This window comes from Dongia sp. (genome assembly GCF_041918875.1).
Taxonomy (GTDB): Bacteria; Pseudomonadota; Alphaproteobacteria; order Dongiales; family Dongiaceae; genus Dongia.
This window is the reverse complement of the sequence record NZ_JAYRUV010000020.1, coordinates 1-19,296: the sequence shown is the minus strand read 5'-3', so window position 1 is coordinate 19,296 and position 19,296 is coordinate 1. Positions and strand designations below refer to the sequence as shown.

Annotated in this window: 20 protein-coding genes; 8 read left to right on the top strand and 12 right to left on the bottom strand. The window is 62.9% G+C overall.

Annotation, left to right across the window (positions count from 1 at the left end; genetic code table 11):
- Window positions 1-80 precede the first annotated feature (80 nt).
- Both ACE3TY_RS18330 and ACE3TY_RS18325 read left to right on the top strand, forming a co-directional pair.
- Window positions 81-1,769 carry a thiamine pyrophosphate-binding protein gene (locus ACE3TY_RS18330; protein ID WP_374655655.1) on the top strand — a complete coding sequence of 563 codons (1,689 nt, stop codon included), beginning with the start codon at window positions 81-83 and terminating at the stop codon, window positions 1,767-1,769.
- Window positions 1,766-2,101 carry a DUF1491 family protein gene (locus ACE3TY_RS18325; protein WP_374655653.1) on the top strand — a complete coding sequence of 112 codons (336 nt, stop codon included), beginning with the start codon at window positions 1,766-1,768 and terminating at the stop codon, window positions 2,099-2,101. The genes ACE3TY_RS18330 and ACE3TY_RS18325 overlap by 4 nt, the downstream gene beginning before the upstream one ends.
- 155 nt (window positions 2,102-2,256) lie before the next feature.
- Here the strand turns inward: ACE3TY_RS18325 and ACE3TY_RS18320 are convergent, their stop codons facing one another.
- From ACE3TY_RS18320 to ACE3TY_RS18305, 4 genes are read right to left on the bottom strand one after another with little or no spacing between them, the layout of a single operon-like run.
- Entirely contained in the window at window positions 2,257-2,676 is a 420-nt protein-coding gene (locus tag ACE3TY_RS18320) for a PspC domain-containing protein (protein WP_374655651.1), read from the bottom strand.
- Complete coding sequence (pspB, locus tag ACE3TY_RS18315) at window positions 2,673-2,909, bottom strand: envelope stress response membrane protein PspB (protein WP_374655649.1); 237 nt, start codon at window positions 2,907-2,909, stop codon at window positions 2,673-2,675. The genes ACE3TY_RS18320 and pspB overlap by 4 nt, the downstream gene beginning before the upstream one ends.
- Before the next feature lie 60 nt (window positions 2,910-2,969).
- Window positions 2,970-3,641, bottom strand: a complete 672-nt coding sequence (gene pspA / locus ACE3TY_RS18310) for a phage shock protein PspA (RefSeq protein ID WP_374655647.1) — start codon at window positions 3,639-3,641, stop codon at window positions 2,970-2,972.
- Between the two features lie 47 nt (window positions 3,642-3,688).
- On the bottom strand, window positions 3,689-3,841 hold the full coding sequence (locus tag ACE3TY_RS18305; protein ID WP_374655646.1) for a hypothetical protein: 153 nt from the start codon (window positions 3,839-3,841) through the stop codon (window positions 3,689-3,691).
- A gap of 148 nt (window positions 3,842-3,989) precedes the next feature.
- Between ACE3TY_RS18305 and ACE3TY_RS18300 the strand changes: the two genes are divergently transcribed.
- Window positions 3,990-4,985: a sigma 54-interacting transcriptional regulator gene (locus tag ACE3TY_RS18300; protein ID WP_374655644.1), complete on the top strand. Its 996-nt coding sequence runs from the start codon at window positions 3,990-3,992 to the stop codon at window positions 4,983-4,985.
- On the opposite strand, the gene corA is transcribed toward ACE3TY_RS18300, so the two are convergent.
- A complete protein-coding gene (gene corA, locus ACE3TY_RS18295) occupies window positions 4,980-5,951 on the bottom strand; it encodes a magnesium/cobalt transporter CorA (protein WP_374655642.1) in 972 nt (323 codons plus the stop codon). The genes ACE3TY_RS18300 and corA overlap by 6 nt on opposite strands.
- Window positions 5,952-6,137: 186 nt before the next feature.
- Between corA and ACE3TY_RS18290 the strand changes: the two genes are divergently transcribed.
- The 4 genes from ACE3TY_RS18290 to ACE3TY_RS18275 all read left to right on the top strand — a co-directional run bounded on the left by ACE3TY_RS18290 (window position 6,138) and on the right by ACE3TY_RS18275 (window position 9,722).
- Window positions 6,138-6,713 carry a sigma-70 family RNA polymerase sigma factor gene (locus tag ACE3TY_RS18290; protein WP_374655640.1) on the top strand — a complete coding sequence of 192 codons (576 nt, stop codon included), beginning with the start codon at window positions 6,138-6,140 and terminating at the stop codon, window positions 6,711-6,713.
- Entirely contained in the window at window positions 6,710-7,390 is a 681-nt protein-coding gene (locus ACE3TY_RS18285; protein ID WP_374655638.1) for a hypothetical protein, read from the top strand. The genes ACE3TY_RS18290 and ACE3TY_RS18285 overlap by 4 nt, the downstream gene beginning before the upstream one ends.
- A 29-nt stretch (window positions 7,391-7,419) precedes the next feature.
- The gene (locus ACE3TY_RS18280) at window positions 7,420-8,706 is read left to right on the top strand and encodes a S8 family serine peptidase (protein WP_374655636.1); all 1,287 of its coding nucleotides are present in this window, start codon (window positions 7,420-7,422) and stop codon (window positions 8,704-8,706) included.
- A gap of 239 nt (window positions 8,707-8,945) precedes the next feature.
- Window positions 8,946-9,722: a sulfite exporter TauE/SafE family protein gene (locus ACE3TY_RS18275; RefSeq protein ID WP_374655634.1), complete on the top strand. Its 777-nt coding sequence runs from the start codon at window positions 8,946-8,948 to the stop codon at window positions 9,720-9,722.
- 53 nt (window positions 9,723-9,775) lie between these two features.
- Here the strand turns inward: ACE3TY_RS18275 and xsc are convergent, their stop codons facing one another.
- The 7 genes from xsc to ACE3TY_RS18240 form a co-directional block, all read right to left on the bottom strand.
- Entirely contained in the window at window positions 9,776-11,551 is a 1,776-nt protein-coding gene (gene xsc, locus ACE3TY_RS18270) for a sulfoacetaldehyde acetyltransferase (RefSeq protein WP_374655632.1), read from the bottom strand.
- Between the two features lie 101 nt (window positions 11,552-11,652).
- Entirely contained in the window at window positions 11,653-13,140 is a 1,488-nt protein-coding gene (locus ACE3TY_RS18265; protein ID WP_374655630.1) for a PLP-dependent aminotransferase family protein, read from the bottom strand.
- Between the two features lie 83 nt (window positions 13,141-13,223).
- The gene (locus ACE3TY_RS18260; protein ID WP_374655628.1) at window positions 13,224-14,096 is read right to left on the bottom strand and encodes an ABC transporter permease; all 873 of its coding nucleotides are present in this window, start codon (window positions 14,094-14,096) and stop codon (window positions 13,224-13,226) included.
- A complete protein-coding gene (locus ACE3TY_RS18255) occupies window positions 14,093-15,097 on the bottom strand; it encodes an ABC transporter permease (RefSeq protein ID WP_374655626.1) in 1,005 nt (334 codons plus the stop codon). The genes ACE3TY_RS18260 and ACE3TY_RS18255 overlap by 4 nt, the downstream gene beginning before the upstream one ends.
- Window positions 15,090-16,175: an ABC transporter ATP-binding protein gene (locus ACE3TY_RS18250; protein ID WP_374655624.1), complete on the bottom strand. Its 1,086-nt coding sequence runs from the start codon at window positions 16,173-16,175 to the stop codon at window positions 15,090-15,092. Before ACE3TY_RS18250 ends, ACE3TY_RS18255 begins: the two co-directional genes overlap by 8 nt.
- A 147-nt stretch (window positions 16,176-16,322) precedes the next feature.
- Complete coding sequence (locus ACE3TY_RS18245; RefSeq protein ID WP_374655622.1) at window positions 16,323-17,489, bottom strand: extracellular solute-binding protein; 1,167 nt, start codon at window positions 17,487-17,489, stop codon at window positions 16,323-16,325.
- A 130-nt stretch (window positions 17,490-17,619) separates the two neighbouring features.
- Complete coding sequence (locus tag ACE3TY_RS18240) at window positions 17,620-17,877, bottom strand: hypothetical protein (RefSeq protein WP_374655620.1); 258 nt, start codon at window positions 17,875-17,877, stop codon at window positions 17,620-17,622.
- 221 nt (window positions 17,878-18,098) lie between these two features.
- Here ACE3TY_RS18240 and ACE3TY_RS18235 point away from each other — a divergent pair, with 221 nt between their 5' ends.
- On the top strand, window positions 18,099-19,199 hold the full coding sequence (locus tag ACE3TY_RS18235) for a mandelate racemase/muconate lactonizing enzyme family protein (protein ID WP_374655618.1): 1,101 nt from the start codon (window positions 18,099-18,101) through the stop codon (window positions 19,197-19,199).
- The last annotated feature ends 97 nt before the right edge of the window (window positions 19,200-19,296 follow it).

The window sequence follows — 19,296 nt, the reverse complement described above, 5'->3', positions numbered from 1 at the left end:
AGCCCTTGCCAAAATGAGGCAAAAGGCGCTAGCCCTAGCCCCGCGTTTCACACTTCCGACCTTCAATCCTGGGTGCCCCGATGACCAAGAACGTTAAGCCGCGCAATGGTGGCCGAATCCTGATCGATGCCTTGATCTCTCACGGTGTCGAAATGGCCTTCTGCGTGCCGGGTGAAAGCTATCTGGCGGCCCTCGACGCGCTCCATGATTCCAAGGACAAGATCAAGCTGATCGTCTGTCGCCAGGAAGGTGGCGCCGCCTACATGGCCGATGCCTACGGGAAGCTCACCGGCAAGCCCGGCATCTGCTTCGTGACCCGCGGGCCCGGTGCCACCAACGCCTCGGTCGGCGTTCATACCGCCTTCCAGGATTCGACTCCGATGATCCTTTTCATCGGCCAGGTGGCACGCGATCAGGTCGAGCGCGAGGCGTTTCAGGAAATCGACTTCCGCCGCATGTACGGCCCGATGGTGAAATGGGTGGCCGAGATCGACGACGCCGCGCGCATCCCGGAACTGGTGAGCCAGGCCTTCCATCGCGCCGTCAACGGCCGCCCGGGACCGGTCGTGCTGGCGCTCCCCGAAGACATGCTGACCGACATCGCCGAAGTGGGCGATGCGATGCACTACAAGGTGAGCCGCGCCCATCCGGGCGACACGGATATGGCGGAGTTCCGCACGCTCCTTTCCAAGGCGCAGCGCCCGCTGGTCATTCTGGGTGGCGGCGGCTGGGATGCCGAAGCCGTGGCCGACTTCCGCGCCTTTGCCGAGGCCAACAATCTGCCGGTCGGCTGCGCCTTCCGCTGCCAGGATCTTTTCGACAACACATTGCCGAACTATGTCGGCGATGTCGGCATCGGCATCAATCCCAAGCTCGCCCAGCGCGTCAAGGAAAGCGATCTCCTCATCGCCGTCGGCGCGCGCCTCGGCGAAATGACCACCTCAGGCTATACGCTGATCGACATTCCGGTGCCGGCACAGAAGCTCGTCCATGTGCATGCGAGCGTCGAGGAACTGGGCCGCGTCTATCAGGCGACCCTGCCCATCAACAGCGGCATGGCGGCCTTTGCCCGTGCGGCCCGGAAACTGGCGCCGGTCGATCACAAGGCCTGGGATTCCTGGACCTCTGGTGCGCGCAGCGACTATCTCGACAATATCAAGCACAGTGCCATTCCCGGCGCCCTGCAGATGGGCGATATCATGGCCTGGCTGCGCGAGCGCCTGCCGGCCGATGCCATCCTCACCAACGGCGCCGGCAATTACGCGACCTGGAGTCACCGCTTCTATCAGTATCGCAAGTACCGCACGCAGCTCGGCCCCACCAACGGCTCGATGGGTTACGGAGTCCCGGCCGGCGTGGCGGCGAAGCTCGCGGCGCCCGGCCGCATCGTGGTCTCCTTCAACGGCGACGGCTGCTTCATGATGAACGGCCAGGAACTGGCAACCGCCGTGCAATACGGCGCCAATGTCGTCTTCCTGGTCATCAATAACGGCATGTACGGCACCATCCGCATGCACCAGGAAAAGACCTATCCCGGCCGCGTCAGCGGCACCGAACTCCACAACCCCGACTTCGTGGCGCTCGGCAAGGCTTACGGTGCTTATGCGGAACTGGTTGAGAAGACGGCCGATTTCGCGCCGGCCTTCGAGCGCGCCCTGGCTGCCGGGAAGCCCGCATTGCTGGAATTGCGCATCGATCCGGAAGCGATCACCCCCAAGGCCTCGCTCACCGACCTGCGCGAGGCGGCATTGAAGGCACAGAAGGCTTGAACGACCGGCTCTCGACCGAGCTCTACGTCCAGGCACATATCCGTCAGTGCTTTTCCAAAGGATTGACGGCTGTCGTCGCGCATAGGGGCGATGCCTGGGGCGGCGCCATCCTGGTGAAGCTCAATCTGCTGGGACCGGGATGCAAGCTGCTCAACCAGACACGCGATGCCGATGGCGAGATTGCCTGGCTGCCGGTTATGGCCGGTGCTCTGCTCAGCGAAGCGGACGCCGATGCCTATATCACAAAGTCGATCCAGCGCGACCCCGATCTCTGGGTGGTCGAGATCGAGGATCGCACTGGGTCCAACCCGTTTCCGGGGAAAGTGCTTTAAGCTGATAGATCGACAGCAGCTCCGCCCCCACCCTAACCCTCCCCCTGAAGGGAGAGGGGACCATGCCTGAGTTCGCACCGACACCTCGCTCCAATTCCCTCTCCCTTCAGGGGGAGGGTTAGGGTGGGGGCGCCAAGTGACGGATCTATTTTGCCTTACGCGCCACCCATCTGCCTGAAATCGCGCCGCAGGTGAAATTCCTGCGACGTGACTTGTGTTTCCATGGCGCCGGCGCGTTCTTCCAATTCGCGGAACTTGCGCCGCAGATTGGGGAAGCTCAGATCCGGCGGCAGGTCGCCCGTCGCCCAATCGTCCTTCGCGGCCGCCTTCGGTGCCACCGGCGCCTCATCGACCGGCTTCAGGAAGAAGGTGCCAAGACCATAGGCGATCAGGGTGAACATCGGCGCGAAGATCAGGGCGACGACCGCGAAAATACGTACCCACCTCAGATTGACGCCCCAGTGCCGGGCGATGCCGGCGCAGATGCCGCTGATGCGACCTTTTTCCGGGATGCGCCTCAGGCCATTGAATGCCCAGAACGGGCGCGACGTCTCAGAGGAATTGTCCCAACTCATAGATTGCTCTCCCGCCAGCCCGGCGCCTCGGCGTCGAGCAGTTTTTCCAGATTGGCAACGCGGCTCTCAAGCCGCTGCGCCACCGCCCACATCTCCTTCACCGATTTCTCGTCGGCGCTGCTGTCGGCCTTCTGGCTCTTCCACTGCGTCTTGTAGTGAAAGATCAGCCACAGCGGCGCCACGATCACCATGAACAGAATGGCGGGAACGGACATGAACTCCAGGAAACTCATCGACGATCCCTTTGGTCGAGTGGGCGGTTGCAGCGACGGCGCTCAGCCAGAACATGGGGCTCACGCCTTGCGCTCGGAACGGAGCTTTTCCTTGAGCGCGTCCAACTCTGCATCAAGGCCGGTTTCGGCTTCAAGATTGGCGAATTCCTGTTCCAGGGTCTTTGCCTGACCCATATCGTAAACCTCGGCCCGACCTTCAAGCTCGTCAATCTTGCGGTGCAGCGTTTCGTAGCGGGCCAGGGCATCGTCGACCCGGCCGTCCGCCAGGGTGCGGCGGACCTGGACCCGCTTCTGCGCGGCGTTGAGGCGGATCAGCAGCGCCTTCTGCTTGGCCTTGGCCTCCTGCAGTTTGGACTGCAGGCGGGCAAGATCCTCGTCGTGGCGCGCCAGCGCCTCTTCGACGGCCGTCAGTTCCCCGCGCAGGCTATCGGCGCTCTCGGCCAGCTTGCGTTTGGCCAGCAACGCCCCCTTGGCGAGGTCGTCGCGGCCCTTGGCAATGGCGAACTCAGCCTTCTGCGCCCAATCGGCCTCCGCCGCCGCCAACTGCTCCAGCCGGCGCTGGATTTCCTTCTTTTCCGAAATGTTCTTCACTGCCGCCGAACGCACTTCGACCAGCGTGTCTTCCATTTCCTGGATCATCAGCTTGGCCATCTTTTCCGGATCTTCCGCCCGGTCCAGCAGTGCATTGAGGTTGGCGTTCACGATATCGCTGAGGCGCGAAAAAATACCCATGTCGAAGTCCTTTATTGAGAATCAGAGGTAGGGAGAGGGAGAGACGGTCAGAAGAGGAAATGGCCGAGCGCCACGCCGCAGGCGAAGAAAACCCAGTCCGATGCCGTCCGGCTGCTGAGATAGGCCCGGCACCAGCTCACGGCCCGGTCGAGATCGGCGGCAATGCTGCGGCGGAAGGCTGGGCTCGTATCGTCGGTCATCTGCGTCTCCTCGAATTGCGATGCCAGTGACATTGCAGAGGGCGTGCCAACGACTGTTTTATTATATATCAATTAGTTAGAACATTTCAGATATGTGAATTGCTAAATCTGCCTATCGGATTTCGCCATATTCATCTATATTCGCCACATGGAAATGAATCCGCGCCATCCGTCCGCCGAGCCGGCGCCCCTGCTGGGATCGGACCCTGCCTTTCTGGAGGCGCTGGAGCATGTCTCACGCCTGGCCCCGTTGGACCGTCCAGCCCTGGTCGTCGGCGAGCGTGGCACGGGCAAGGAGCTCTTTGCCGAACGCCTGCACTATCTCTCTCCCCGTTGGGAGGGGCCGTTTGCCAAGGTCAATTGCGCCGCGCTGACCGAGACCTTGCTGGAGAGCGAGCTCTTCGGCCATGAGGCCGGCGCCTTCACCGGCGCGCGCAACCGGCGGCGCGGACGGTTCGAGCGGGCCGATGGCGGCACGCTGTTCCTCGACGAGGTTGCAACGGCCTCGCCGCGCCTCCAAGAGCAGATCCTGCGCGTCATCGAATATGGCGAGTTCGAGCGTGTCGGCGGAGAACAGACGCTGAAGGTCGATGTCCGCGTCGTCGGCGCCACCAATGTCGATCTGCCGGCATGCGCCGCCGAGGGAAAATTCCGGGCCGACCTGCTCGACCGCCTCGCTTTCGATGTCGTCACCCTGCCGCCCCTGCGCGCACGGCCGGCCGATATCGTGGACCTCAGCGACGCGTTCGGCATCCGCATGGCAAAGGCATTGAGCCACCCGCTCTTCCCGGGCTTCACACCGTCCTGCCGGAAGGCGCTGCTCGCCTATCAATGGCCAGGAAATGTGCGCGAGCTGCGCAACGTGGTCGAACGCGCGGTCTATCGCGCCGGCCCCACCGAACTGCCGATCGCGGAGATTCAGATCGATCCATTCGAAAGCCCCTGGCGGCTCGGCGGGGTGGTCCCCGCGGCTCCGCCGCGTCCGCGCTCGTCAACCGGCTTTGCGCCGTCGGTGGCGGCATTCGAGAAAGAGCTTCTGCAAGAAGCGCTGCAGGTGGCCGGCGGCAATCAGACCACCGCTGCCAGGCAGCTTGGCCTCAGCTATCATCAATTCCGGCGGCTGCTGCGGAAATACAAGCTATAGCCAGCCCGAACGCTTGAAGCGCCAGAACAGCAGGGCGCAAATGACGACGATGATGCCGATCACGCCGAAATAGCCGTATTGCCAGGTCAATTCCGGCATATGGTCGAAGTTCATGCCATAGATGCCGGCGACCGCGGTGGGGACGGCGAGCATGGCGGCCCAGGCAGCCAGCTGCCGCATGACCTCGTTCTGCTTCATGGCGCTCATCAGCATCTTGGTATCGACCACCGTCTTGATCAGTTCGCGCAGGTTCTCGATCCGGTCGAGCAGAATGGTGCTGTGGTCGAACACATCGCGGAAATAGGGATGCGTATTGCGGTCGATGAGCGCCATGTCGTAGCGCATCAGGCGCTGGCAGATCTCCGGCAAGGGCGCTACCGCGTGACGCATATGCAGGAGGTCGCGCCGCAGGACCGTGATCTCCTCCAGCACATCCATCGTGCTGCGGCCGTCCAGCACCGCCTCCTCCAGCCTCTCGATATCGTCTTCGATACTCTCGACGATCGGAAAATAACGGTCGACGATGAAATCCATCAGCGCATAGAGGATGAAATCCTCGCCCTTCTTGAAATTCTCCGGCGAACTCTCGCAGCGCATCCGCACGTCGGAATAACTCACCGACGGTCCGTGACGCACCGTGATGACATAGCCGCGGCCGATGAAGAAGCTGGTCTCGCCCATGGCGACATGGACCCCGTCCAGCTGCGCCGTCTTCATGACCACGAACAGGGTTTCGCCGTAGAGTTCGAGCTTGGGCCGCTGATGAGCGCGGTAGGCATCTTCGACCGCCAGTTCGTGGAGGCCGAAATAGCGCTGCAGCTTCAACAGCTCTTCATGGTCCGGCTCGTAGATGCCGATCCAGATGACGCGGCCCGGCTGGACCTTCATCTGCTCGGGATCGTTGATGTCCAGGCTGCCCACCCGGCGACCACCCTCATAAATAGCGCAATCTACGACGCGACCCATCTATGGTTGCTCCGGTAAGAGGTCAAATCGGGGCTCATGGCGGACCCGTTTCGACCCGATTAGCCCAGGGACCCCGCCCTGGCAAGCAGCCTATACAAGCCAGGGCGGTCGGATTACTTTCCCGGCAGTCGATTTGAACCATTTTCTCCAACTGGACGACGGATCTTTCAACATGGCGGACGCTTTATGAAGCTGGAGGCGGGCGGCGTTATCCCCGACGGAAAGCTCCTGGACGGCATTGCCAAGGGCGACCGGGCAGCGTTTACCGAATTTTATCAGCGGCATAACCGCTCGCTGTTCGCATTCCTGGTCAAAATGGTCCGGGACCGCGAACTGGCTGAAGAGGTTCTTAGCGAGACCATGCTCGACGTTTGGCGCCAGGCCGGGCGCTTCGAGGGTAAATCGTCCGTTACCACCTGGCTCTTCTCGATCGGCCACCACAAGGCCGTCAGCCGCCTGCGCCGCATGCGCGAAGTGGCGCTGGACGAGGAGGTGGCGGCGAATATCGAGGATAGCGGTCCGACACCGGACAAGCAGGCTTCCGACAAGGACATGTCGCGGCTGCTCGCTCGGCTGATCGAATGCCTGTCCCTGGATCACCGCGAGATATTGCAGCTCGCCTACTATCAGGAGTTTTCGGTCCAGGAGATCGCCGAGGTGCTGGACCTGCCGGAAAACACAGTGAAGACCCGAATGTTCTACGCCCGCCAGCGTCTGAAGGCGTTGCTCGAGCAGGCCGGCGTGAAAGGAGCGGTGGCATGATTTCCCGGAACAACGAGAAGCGCCCCCTCAGCCTGGAAGATGCGCAGGAGCTGCTGCCCTGGTATCTGACCGGCAAGCTCTCCCGTGCTGAGAGTGACGCCATCGACGACATGCTGAAGAACTCGGCCGACCTGCGCGGGCAGCTGGATACCGCCAGCGCCCAGCAGCGCGCCGTGATCGACAGCAGCGAGGCGGCGGGAGCCCCCAGCGCCGGCAATCTGACAAAGCTGCTGCAGCAGATCGAAAGTACCAAGCAGCGCCGCTATGTGGTGGCCGACGAACCCGGCTTCTTCGAACGCCTGCTGGGTTCCTGGGCGGCACCCCGCCCGGCTCTGCAACTCGCCCTGGTCGCCGCCTGCGCCCTCATCGTCGCGCAAGGTGTCTTCCTCTATCAGTTGGGCGGCTTCTCTACGAAGCCGGGGAGCGAGAGCTATGCAACGGCCAGCGCCGGCGGCGAATTGGCCCAGCCGGCGGCGAGCCTCATCGTCTCCTTCCGGCCGGACGTAACGGCCGCGCAGCTTACGCAGATGCTGAGCGAGATCGACGCCACGGTGATCGATGGGCCCAAGCCCGGCCAGACCTTCATCCTGGGCCTCGCGGATGCCGCAAGCGCGGACAATGCGATCGCCAAGCTGCAGTCGCGGCCCGATCTGGTCGCCAGTGCGCAGCGGCGCTGAGGACAAGCCAGACCACCATGCGGCTGCCAATGAACATCCTGCCGGCGGTGTTACTCATCCTCGCCGGCCTGCACGGGACAAGCCTGGCCCAAACCCGGCCTTCGGTTCCCGCGCCGGTGACGCCGACCATCAACATGCCCGGCCAGGGGCCGGATGCCTCGGTCCCCGATATTCTGGATGAGCCGTCCGCCGATGGGGACGACAAACGCAAGAAAGCCGGCGGCGGCGAAACGGTGCCCAACGAACTGTGCGTGATCTTCGCGCCTTCGGCGGATGCCGATACGGCACAGCGCTTCGCCGGCGACTTCGACCTGGAGCCGACGCGCGACTTCACCATGAGCGGCCTGGGCCTGCGCGTTCACCTGATGCGCATCGGCGACGGCGCCGATCCGGACGAGGTCTTCACGCGCGCTTCGGCGGATGAGCGGCCGCTTTGGGTACAGAAGAACTATGTCTATCGCAGCAGCACCGGCGATACCGCCGGCCAGCAATATGCACTGCAGCAGATTCGCGCCGATGCCGCCGCCGCGCAGGCCGCGGGTGGTGCGGGAATCGTCATCGGACTGGTCGATAGCGGCGTGGACATGTCCCACGAATCCCTGCGCGGCGCGCGCATCAAGGCGATCGATGTCATAGACGGTGACGCGGTTGCACCCGAGACCCACGGGACCGTCATCGCCAGCATCCTGGTGGGGCAAGGTCCGCTGCATGGCGTCGCCCCGGCGGCCGATCTCGTGGCGATCCGCGCCTTTCGGGAAGTGGAGCCCAAGCTCGGGGCGGCGCAGAGCTCGTCCTTCCTGCTGTCGCTGGGGATCGATACGGCGGTCAGGAACGGCGCCCGGGTCGTCAATCTCAGCCTCACCGGCCCGCAGGACAAGCTGGTCGCGCAGATGGTCAATGAAACCCTGCTGCACAAGGTCAGCGTCATCGCGGCAGCCGGCAACGAGGGACCGAAAGCCGGCCCGGCCTACCCAGCGGCGCAGGACGGCGTCATCGCCGTCACCGCGACCGATGCCGCGGACCGCCTCTACAAGAAAGCCAATCACGGCGACTATATTTCCGTCGCGGCACCCGGCGTCGATATCCTTGGCGCCAGGCCGGGCGGCACCTATGACTTTTTCAGCGGCACGTCCATGGCGACGGGCTACGTCACCGGCGTCGCGGCACTCCTGATGGCAAGTGAAAAGGGCCTCACCGTGACGCAGCTGCGCAAGGCGGTGGAAGGTTCCGCCGTGGATCTCGGCGCCCCGGCACGCGACCCGGCCTTCGGTGCCGGCCGCATCGATGCCGCCTCGGCGCTCGACCAGCTTCCCTAGAGCGTTTCACAGTTTGGCGGAAACGCTGTTTCCTTTTCCGTCATCCCCGGGCTTGACCCGGGGATCATGTACGACTGGGCTCTGTTCTTCAGTTGCAAGCTGATCGCCGGGTCAAGCCCGGGGATGACGTAGTAGGGCGAGCGATTCTGAGTAACGGTGAAACGCCCTAGTTCTGCCCCCATCAAAATTCGAATGCTGGCCTATCGAGCGGTTCCAGGCTCGGATAGAGTGGCCGTCCAATGATCGACACTCTGCTCGGTTACGCCGCCGACAATTGGCAGACTCTAGCCATCAGCAGCGCCGCCATCTTCCTGGCGGCGATCGTGCGCGGCTTTTCGGGCTTCGGCTTCTCGCTGCTCAGCATCACCGCCATTTCGCTGCTGCTGCCCGCGCGCGAGATCGTGCCTTCCATCTTCCTGCTGGAGGTCGCGGCCTCCATCAATCTCATTCCCAGCATCTGGCGCGAGATCGACTGGCGCTCGATCCGCTGGCTGTTGCTCGGCTACATCGTCGCCCTGCCCTTCGGCATCTTCGCGCTCGCCCGCTTCCCGGAGCCGCCGATGCAGCTCGCCATGTCGATCTTCGTGCTGGCGACCGCGATCATGATGCTGCATGGGTTCCGCCTGCAAAAGACACCGGGAGCCTCGGCCACGACGGCGACGGGTGCTGCTTCCGGCATTTTCAATGGGGCTTTCGGGATCGGCGGCCCGCCGGTCGTCCTGTTCTTCTTCTCGACCCCCGCCGCCGCCGCTGTCAGCCGGGCTTCGGTGATCGCCTTTTTCCTGTCGACCGACCTGCTCGGCCTCACCGGCCACTATTTCGAAGGATTGCTGACGGCGCAGAGCTTCGCCCAGTTCGCCGTCTGGCTGCCGGCCCTGCTGGTCGGCGTCTGGGCCGGCGCCCACGGCTTCCGCCACATCGATCAGGCGCTTTTCCGCCGGATGGTTCTTGTCATTCTCATGGGGCTCGCCTTGCTCACTCTCGGCAAGGCAATCTACGATTGGATCTACGCCTGACGAAAAAGGGCGGGTCCGAAGGCCCGCCCCTTGCAGCATTCCGATATCCGGCCTCACGCCCCCTTCTGGGGCCGCATATCCTTTGGGTCGATGCCGGCGACGACGACCGGCTTCTTCATGGCGTCGCGGCGGAAGGGTTCGCCGAGTTCCTGGTTGAGGATCACTTCGATGAAGGTGGTGACCCCCTTCTTCTGTGCCTCGCAGGATTCCTTCAGCGCCGCGGTGAGCTCGGCCTGGGTACGCGCTTGCACGCCCTTGAGGCCGCAGGCATCGGCGATCCTGGCATAGCTCAAATCCGGATCGAGCTCGGTGCCGACGAAATTGTTGTCGTACCACAAGGTCGTGTTGCGTTTCTCGGCGCCCCATTGGTAGTTGCGGAAGACGACCATGGTGATGCCCGGCCATTCCTTGCGGCCGATCGAGGTCATTTCGTTCATGCTGATGCCGAAGGCGCCGTCGCCGGCAAAGCCCACGACGGGCGTATCCGGGCAGCCGATCTTGGCGCCGAGGATCGACGGGAAGCCGTATCCGCAGGGGCCGAACAGTCCGGGCGCCAGATATTTCCGGCCCGCCTCGAACGTCGGATAGGCGTTGCCGATGGCGCAATTGTTGCCGATGTCACTGGAAATGATCGCGTCCTTGGGCAGCCCGGCCTGGACCGCGCGCCACGCCTTGCGTGGGCTGAGACGCTCGGGCTGGCGCGCGCGCGCATTGGCGTTCCAGGCGGTGCCGGGATCGTCATCCTCATGATCCATGCTGGAGAGCGTCTGCAGCCAGGCGGACTTGGTCTGGTGAATGAGTGCCTTCCGTTCGGCCCGGCCGGCATTGCCGGCGGACGCGTCGAGTTGCGCGAGGATCGACCGCGCCACCTGCTTGGCGTCGCCGGCGATACCCACCGTCACCTTCTTGGTGAGTCCGATGCGGTCCGGGTTGATGTCGACCTGGATGATGCTGGCATTCTTCGGCCAATAGTCGATGCCGTATCCCGGCAGGGTCGAGAACGGATTGAGGCGCGTGCCCAGTGCCAGCACGACGTCGGCCTTGGCGATGAGTTCCATCGCCGCCTTGGAGCCATTGTAGCCGAGCGGACCGGCCGCCAGCGGATGCGAACCGGGGAAACTGTCATTGTGCTGGTAGGAACTGCAGACCGGCGCATCGAGACGCTCGGCCAGGGCCTGGGCTTCCGGAATGGCGCCACCGATGACGACGCCGGCACCGGACAGGATGACCGGGAACTTGGCGCCAGAGAGCAGCTTGGCCGCGCGCGAAATCGCTTCCGCGCCACCGGCCGGGCGTTCGACCTCGACGATCTGCGGCAGTTCGATGTCGATGACCTGGGTGTACATATCGCGCGGCACGTTGATCTGGGCCGGCGCCGAGTTCCGGAGCGACTTCAGGATGACGCGGTTGAGCACTTCGGCGATGCGGCTGGGGTCGCGCACTTCCTCCTGATAGCAGACCATGTCCTTGAAGAGCGCCATCTGCTCGACTTCCTGGAAGCCACCCTGGCCGATGGTCTTGTTGGCGGCCTGGGGCGTCACCAGCAACATCGGCGAGTGGTTCCAATAGGCCGTCTTCACCGCCGTCACGAAATTGGTGATGCCGGGACCGTTCTGGGCGATGCACATCGCGATCTTGCCCGTGGCACGCGTATAACCGTCGCAGATATAGCCGCCATTGCATTCATGAGCGACGTCCCAGAATTTGATCCCGGCCTTGGGGAAGAGGTCGGAAATCGGCATGAAAGCCGAACCGATAATGCCGAAAGCGTGCTCGATGCCATGCATCTGCAGGACCTTCACGAAGGCCTCTTCAGTCGTCATCTTCATGGTGAATTGTCCATTCCGTTAGAAAGTCGAAAAGATGCCGCCACGATAGGCAGTGGGCTGGCACCTTCATAGGTCCAGCCATGGGCACAGCTATGGGCCAGCTATCTGGTCGCAACTTCGCGCACGGCATCGGCCAGCAGGCGGATGCCGGTTTCGATCCGCTCGGTGGGAATCGAGGAGACGCCGAGGCGACAGAAATTGGCCGGGCCCGGCTGATTGAGGAAATGCACGGCGCCGGGTTCGATGACGACACCGCGCCGCTCCGCCGCCGCCGCGATCGCCGCCATGTCGCACTCCTTCGGTCCCTTGATCCAGAGGGCCGTGCCGCCGGCGGTGAGATTGACGGTGAATTCCGGCAGATGCTTGGCCAGCGCCGTCACCGCCGCCGCCAGACGCTCGCGGTAGACGTTGCACAGGCGCCGCAGCAGCGTGTCGTGATGGCCGTCGGCCAGGAACAGGGCCACCGTGCGCTGATTGTTGGCGGCCGGGTGCCGGATCATCAGGCGCCGCAGTGCGCGCAGCTCGGCGATGAGCGGCCTGGGCGCCACCAGGAAGCCCATGCGCAGGCCCGGCGCCAGCGTCTTGGAGAGGCTGGAGATGAAGATGACGCGGCCATGCCGGTCGAGCGACTTCAACGCCGGCTGCGGCGAGCCGGCATGGGTGAGTTCGCTTTCGTAATCGTCCTCGATCAGGAGGAAATCCTTCGCCATCGCCCGTTCGAGCAACGCATGGCGGCGCTCCAGCGACATGGTGACCGTGGTCGGGAACTGATGGCTGGGGGTCACATGGACATAGTCGCAGCCGTCGAGCTGCGGGCCGAGGACGAGGCCCTGTTCGTCGACAGGAAGCGAGACCAGCCGGCTGCCGCGCAGGCCGGCAATGTTGCGGGCGTCGGTATAGCCGGGATCCTCGATGCCGAACATGGTCTTATGGTCGAAGAGCAGAGCCGAGAGCAGATAGAGCGCCTGCTGCGCACCGACCGTCACCAGGATCTCATCGGCGCCCACGCGCACACCGCGGCGCGGCAGCAAACGGGTGCGGATCTGCTCGATGAGAAGCGGGTCGTCCTCGGCGAAGCGATCGTTGGCCCATTCGCGCACCGAATTGACGCTCAGGGCCTGGCGCGAACATTCCCGCCAGGCCGCCAGCGGAAACAGTGTCTGGTCGATCTGTCCGTAGATGAAGGGATAGGGATGGTCCTGCCAGTTGGCGGGCTTCACCACGTTGCGCTGCAGGGTCGGCCGGCATTTGAAACGGGTCAGCCAGTCCGGTTCGTCCGCCGCGCCGGGCTCGCCACGGACCGGCGATTCCTTGGGCCGGGACGAGAGGACATCCGGATTGACGAAGAATCCGCTCCGCTCCTTGGCGATCAGGAAGCCCTCTTCGGTCAAATCCTGATAGGCCAGGACCACCGTGTTGCGCGCGATCTTCAGCGATTGGGCCAGGGCCCGGCAGGAAGGCAAGGGGCTGCCGGCGGGAATCTGGCCGTCCAGGATGGCCGAAACCAGCATGCGCCGCAGCTGCGCCTGCAGCGTCGTCGTCCGGTCATGCTCCAGGTGAAACAATATTGCGCGGCTGTCGTGGCCCAATGCGAATGCCCCCTACCCGTCGGCCAGACCGATCTGGCCCCATTGGCACCACGTCACCACAAGCTTGGCCCGAAGGCAACCGGCTAAGCGGGCACCTCCTCGCGTTCGGCAATCATGGCCTCGCGCTGCGCCCGCTCGGCCCGCATCTGTTCCCGGCGCTTCAGGACTTCGTAGACGATGGCGCCGAGCAGCGAGACGCCGATGATGATGACCGCCAGCGCCGACAGGGCCGGCGTCGTGCCCTGCCGGACTTCGCCGGCCAGCACCGTCACCAGCGTCTTGTCGGCGAGGATGGCGAAGGTCGTCGTGTTGTAGTTCTCGAACGAGGACAGGAAACCGATGACGAAGGCCGACACGACCGCAGGCTTCAGGAAGGGCAGCAGGATGTGCCAGAAGACCTGCGGATAGGAAGCGCCGAGGTCGAGTGCCGCCTCCTCCTGCGAGCGGTCGAACCGGGTGAGGCGCGCCATGAAGATGAGCAGGCAATAGGCCGAGACGAAGCTCGCCTGACCCAGGATGGCAAGGATCATGCCCTTGTAGAACACGGCCTTGGTGACCTCGGTGAGGCCCAGAACATCCTTCCAGAAGATCACTGTCGAGATGCCGATGATGACGCCCGGGGTGAGCAATGGCGAGATGGTGATGAGGTAATAGAGGCTCCGCGCCCTATGATAGATCTGACTCATGATGATCGAGGCGGCAAGCCCCACCGGCACCGAGATCGCCACCACGCCGAGGCCGATGATGATGGAGTTGCGCAAGCCCTCCATCATGGCCCGGTGGTTCCACAGCTTGACGAACCAGTCCAGCGTGAATGCCTCGAACGGATAGGCCTGCGGATAGGACGGCGTATTGAAGGCCGTGATGCCCATCACCATGAGCGGCCCGAAGAGATAGAGGAAGAAGAGAGCGATGTAGAAACCGATCATCCCCTTCATCACGAATTTCGAGCTCATTTTATCGTCTCCCCAAGCGACACTTTGAAGAGACGCAACATGGCCATCACCAACGCGATGCAGGCAAAGAGCAGAATGAAGGAATAAGCCGCCCCGCGCGCCCAGTTGAAGTTCTGGAAGAAGAAGTCATAGATGATCGCCGTGAACCACAGCGTGCGCGGACCGCCCAGGAATTGGGGCGCCGCCAGGGATCCTGCCGACAGCATGAACACCATCGTGCAGCCGGATGCGATGCCCGGCTTGGCATAGGGAATGACGACGTCCTTGTGGATCCGCCACCAGGGGGCACCAAGGTCGCGCGCCGCCTCGATCTGGTTCTTGTCCAGGCTCTCGATCGCATTGTAGAGCGGGAACATCATCACCAGCAGATAGGCATAGGAGAGGCCGACATAGAGGCCGGTATTGTTGCCGAGGAAATCGATCGGCGTATCGGTGATGCCGCTCGCCATCAGCACCTGGTTGATGAGCCCCTTGGATGCCAGCAGCAGGCGCAGCGAAAAGGCCCGCAGGATCTCGTTGACCCAATAGGGCACGATCAGCCCCAGCATGATCAGGCGCACCTTCTGGGGTGTGCCGGCCTGGGCCATGTAATAGGCAAGCGGATAGCAGATCGCGAAATTGAGCGCCGTCACCGCCATGGAAGCGAGGATCGAGAAGACGAACGCCCACATATGCGTCGCATTCGCCAGGCCGCTGTTCGGCGTGACGAAGAAGGATTTGTACTGTGCGATCGTCAGATAGTCGTCGGGTCCGCCACGCTTCAGCGGCGGCAGTTGGGGATGGAAGCTTTCCACCACCATGTAGAGGTATGGCAACGCCACCAGGAAGAGCGTCCAGAACGCAACCAGCATGATGAACACGATGCCCAGCGTCGTGCCGTTGCGCTCGAAGAAGCTCTTATGCGTGGGATCGACGCCGCGCTTGACTTCCCGGCGCGCCATCGCCCAGAAGATGGCGATGACGACGATGGGAAGGATGAAGACGAAAAGACGACTACTCACGGGCCATCTTCCCTTCCGGCAGCACCAGGCCGAGATCGGGATCGTAGGTCACCGCCGCCATCTCATCCTGCTCCGGGATGGTGTCGTTGCTGTGGCGCCCGACGGTAACCGTGACATCCTTCTTGCCGATGCCTTCGAGGAAGACGTGGGTCATATTGCCCTCGAAGGCGACGCTCTTCACCTTGGTGGAGAAAGTCGTATCGGCGGGGCCCGAGCCGAGCTTGACCGATTCCGGCCGCACGAAGAGGATCGCCTTGGCGCCGGCCTTCAATCCGTGGAGGTTGCGGCCGCGCAACGCGCCGAGCGGTGAATCGACCACGGCATAATCGCCCTCGGCGCGGCTGACGGTGCCGGCGAAGGCGTTGTTCTCGCCGACGAAGGATGCGACGAAAGCCGTGGTCGGACTGTCATAGACCGCCTTGCCGTCGCCCACCTGCTGGATGACGCCGTCGCTCATGACCGCGATACGGTCCGACATGGTGAGCGCTTCGCCCTGGTCGTGGGTGATGTAGATGAAAGTGATGCCGACCATCTGCTGAATGGCGCGGAGTTCATTGCGCATATGCTGGCGCAGCTTCAAGTCGAGCGCCGAGAGCGGCTCGTCGAGCAACAGCACCTTGGGCTGCACGGCAAGTGCGCGCGCAATGGCGACACGCTGCTTCTGCCCGCCCGATAGCTCGCTCACCAATTTGTCGCCCTGACCGGGGAGCGCGATGAGATCGAGCAGCTCGCCCGCCTTCTTCATGCGCGTGGCCTTGTCCACCCCGCGCACGCGCAAGCCATAGGTGATGTTCTCGGCAACGCTCATCAGGGGAAAGAGCGCGAGGTTCTGGAAGATCAGCGCGGTCGGCCGCTTGTTCGGACCGCTGCCGCGCATGTCCTGGCCACCGATCCTCACTGTCCCTTCGGACGGCTCCAGGAAGCCGGACACGGTGCGCAATATCGTGGTCTTCCCGCAGCCGGACGGCCCCAGGAAGGAAAAGAACTCGCCGCCCTTGATGTCGAGTGTCGCATTGTCGACAGCCGTGAATTCACCGAAGCGGACCGTTATGTGGTCAAGCTCGACGCCCGCACTCATATGTCATCCCTGTTTTTTAACTTTTATACTTTTGTCGTTGAGCCGAGTTTCCGCGCTTGCTCAATCGAGATCAAGCTCGATCGGACCTCAGCTAAAAAAGAGTCAGCCTCGGCGAACCGAGGCTGACTACAATTTAGGCAGTCGCTGTTACGCGGCTTTGAACTGGTCGACGTACTGGCTGCGGATTTCCGCATACCAGGCGGGCTCCGCCGGCCACGGCCAGACGTTCTTCAGCGCATCGCCAGGATAGGCTTCCTGGAAGTTCTTCTTGAAGACTTCCGAGGTCAGCGCATCGCCGCCGGTGACGACCGGGTTGTAGCCCGAGCCTTCGGCGACCTGGGCCGAAACTTCCGGCGTCATCAGGTAGTTGAGGAATTCGTAGACCTGATCGGTGTTCTTGGCAGCCTTCATCAGCGACAGGCCGTCGAGCCACACGATGGCGCCTTCCTTGGGCGAGGTGTAGTTGACCGGCTTGCCTTCCTTCTTGAGCGAGAGCGGCGGACCGTCCCAGGTCTGGCCGATCCACACATCGTTCTCCATCAGGCCGGACTTCGTGTTATCAGCCGAATCCCAGAACTGCTTGACCCAGGATTTGTGCTCGATCGCGAAGGCCAGGATCGGATCCCAGATCTTCTTGAAATTCTCTTCGTCCTTGTAGCCGTCGAGCATGCGGTTGCTGGGCAGCTTGCCGGTGGCATCCATCCACAGGCCGATACCGAGCAGGAAGGAATGGCCGCGGCCCTGCGTATGGCCTTTCACATCGTCGGCCCAGAGCGAGCCGTAGCTGAGATTGGCGAGGTCGCCCTTGTAGAGGTCGGTGCGATACGAGATCGCTTCCGAACCCCAGCAATGCGGCACATGATAGAGGCCGTCTTCCCAGGTCCAGAGCTTCTGCGAACTGTCGATCATCGACGGCACCAGAGCCGACATGTTCTTCAGCTTGTTGGTGTCGATCGGCGCCAGGACGGCGAGGTCCTTGTATTGCGGGGCGCGGTTGCAGGTCGGCTGGCACAGGTCGAAGCCTTCGCCGCCAGTCGCCTGCAGCTTGTTGATCTGCTCTTCGTTCTGCGAGAACGGCGTCTGGTTGACCTTGATGCCGCTCGCCTTTTCGAAGTTCGGGATCACCGGATCCGGAAATTCGTCGGACCACATCAGCAGGTTGAGTTCGCCCGAGGACGAGAAGGCGTTCTTCACCAGCATCGGCGAGCTCAGCCCGACGGCACCGACGGCGGCAGCGGAACGAAGCATGGTACGGCGAGACAAATTGGCAGCGCGCATCGTCTCCTGCGCCGAACTCAGAATTTTCTTTGTCATTCAAACCTCCCTGTTGGCGACCCGACGGAATGCCCGGCCGCGGCAATCATTCACCGTTAGATGTTGCTGTTTTTTGAACCACTCCTATTTAGTTTGCGCCATCGCGGATCGTTGGATGAGGCGCATATTTTTACATCGCCGCCAAAAAAAGTGAATGCTCTTGGTTTCGCCGCGAAAGCGATACGAAGCTCGCGGCGATGGAACCAGCCCTTGGCGCGCGCATCGCGAGAAATTCCTGCGACCGATCGATACTGAGATATTGGGGAACGGCGCGCGCCAGCGCCCTGCCGCAAGCCACCGGAAACGTGAAATCACACGACATCGGTCTCTCCGCAAAGGGATCGCTGATCTGGCCGAGGGTTTTACCGCAGCCGCGAAACACCTGCAAGCCGACCCGGACCGATAGCACTCATAGGGCCGGCCACTGGCCGCTCCAAGACCCAATGGATCGCCAATTCTGGGGCCAGTTCGGCACACCGCCGCCCCGCACCCGCGTCATGAAAGTGTCATGCGATGGGAGAGCCCGGCAACACCGCATCGATTGCAGCCTTAGGAACCACGGACTAGATTGCACGCGAATTCAATCGTGGGTTTTGGGGGCGCGTGTACATGAAGATCAAAAGCCTGGAGACCTTCTCCAATCAATATGTGGGTTTCGTCCGCGTCACGACCGATGACGGGCGCCAGGGATGGGGCCAGGTCTCGACCTACAATGCCGACATCACCTGCCAGATCTTCCATCGCCAGGTCGCGCGCCATGCTTTGGGCGCCGACGCGCTCGATATCGAGGCCCTGGTGACCGCGATCCCGGAACGCGAACACAAGTTCCCCGGTTCTTATCTGATGCGGGCACTGACCGGCCTCGATACCGCGCTCTGGGATCTGCGCGGCAAGATCGAGGGCAAATCGGTCTGCGAACTCTTAGGGGGCAAACCCCGCCCCTTCCCGGTCTACGCCTCCAGCATGAAGCGCGGCGAAATCACGCCCAAGGACGAGGCCGCGCGCTTCATCGAGCTGCGCGACAAGCATGGCTATGACGCCTTCAAGTTCCGGGTGGGGAAGGAATGCGGCCACGACCAGGACGAATGGCCCGGCCGCACCGACGAGATCGTACCCCTGATCCGCAAGACACTAGGGCACGATGTGCGCCTGCTGGTCGACGGCAACAGCGGCTACAGCCCGCAGAAGGCCATCGAAGTGGGCCGCATGCTGGAGCAGCACGGCATCATTCATTTCGAGGAGCCCTGCCCCTATTGGGAATATCACTGGACCAAAGAGGTGAAGGAAGCCTTGAACCTCGACGTCACCGGCGGCGAGCAGGATTGCGACCTCGCTTTGTGGCGCTTCGCCATCGACATGCGCGCGGTCGACGTGGCGCAGCCCGATATCTGCTATCTCGGCGGCATCAACCGCACGATGAAGGTCGTCGACATGGCCAAGGCCGCCGGCCTGCCGATAACGCCGCATTCGGCCAACCAGTCACTGGTCACCGTCTTCACGCTCCATCTGATGGGCGCCATCGAGAATGCCGGCCCCTATGTCGAGTACTCGATCGAAGGCCTCGATTATTACCCTTGGGAAATCGGCCTCTTCGATCCCGTGCTAGTCGCCAAGGACGGCAAGGTGCAGATCCCCGAAGGTCCCGGCTGGGGCGTCGAAATCCGCAAGGACTGGCTGGACAAGGCGCAGTACCAGAAGAGCGAGTTGTAAAAGGAACGGGCACGCGGCCCCCCCTCCCGGCCTCCCCCTGAAGGTGTGAGTAGTCGCTGTTGCAACCAGCTCGCTCAAATCTCCTCCCACCTTCAGG

Coding starts and splice junctions, on each gene's coding strand:
- ACE3TY_RS18330 (WP_374655655.1), top strand. CDS start 81: ATGACCAAGAACGTTAAGCCGCGCAATGGTGGCCGAATCCTGATCGAT.
- ACE3TY_RS18320 (WP_374655651.1), bottom strand. CDS start 2,676: ATGAGTTGGGACAATTCCTCTGAGACGTCGCGCCCGTTCTGGGCATTC.
- pspB (WP_374655649.1), bottom strand. CDS start 2,909: ATGAGTTTCCTGGAGTTCATGTCCGTTCCCGCCATTCTGTTCATGGTG.
- pspA (WP_374655647.1), bottom strand. CDS start 3,641: ATGGGTATTTTTTCGCGCCTCAGCGATATCGTGAACGCCAACCTCAAT.
- ACE3TY_RS18305 (WP_374655646.1), bottom strand. CDS start 3,841: ATGACCGACGATACGAGCCCAGCCTTCCGCCGCAGCATTGCCGCCGAT.
- ACE3TY_RS18300 (WP_374655644.1), top strand. CDS start 3,990: ATGGAAATGAATCCGCGCCATCCGTCCGCCGAGCCGGCGCCCCTGCTG.
- corA (WP_374655642.1), bottom strand. CDS start 5,951: ATGGGTCGCGTCGTAGATTGCGCTATTTATGAGGGTGGTCGCCGGGTG.
- ACE3TY_RS18290 (WP_374655640.1), top strand. CDS start 6,138: ATGAAGCTGGAGGCGGGCGGCGTTATCCCCGACGGAAAGCTCCTGGAC.
- ACE3TY_RS18285 (WP_374655638.1), top strand. CDS start 6,710: ATGATTTCCCGGAACAACGAGAAGCGCCCCCTCAGCCTGGAAGATGCG.
- ACE3TY_RS18280 (WP_374655636.1), top strand. CDS start 7,420: ATGAACATCCTGCCGGCGGTGTTACTCATCCTCGCCGGCCTGCACGGG.
- ACE3TY_RS18275 (WP_374655634.1), top strand. CDS start 8,946: ATGATCGACACTCTGCTCGGTTACGCCGCCGACAATTGGCAGACTCTA.
- xsc (WP_374655632.1), bottom strand. CDS start 11,551: ATGAAGATGACGACTGAAGAGGCCTTCGTGAAGGTCCTGCAGATGCAT.
- ACE3TY_RS18260 (WP_374655628.1), bottom strand. CDS start 14,096: ATGAGCTCGAAATTCGTGATGAAGGGGATGATCGGTTTCTACATCGCT.
- ACE3TY_RS18250 (WP_374655624.1), bottom strand. CDS start 16,175: ATGAGTGCGGGCGTCGAGCTTGACCACATAACGGTCCGCTTCGGTGAA.
- ACE3TY_RS18245 (WP_374655622.1), bottom strand. CDS start 17,489: ATGACAAAGAAAATTCTGAGTTCGGCGCAGGAGACGATGCGCGCTGCC.
- ACE3TY_RS18235 (WP_374655618.1), top strand. CDS start 18,099: ATGAAGATCAAAAGCCTGGAGACCTTCTCCAATCAATATGTGGGTTTC.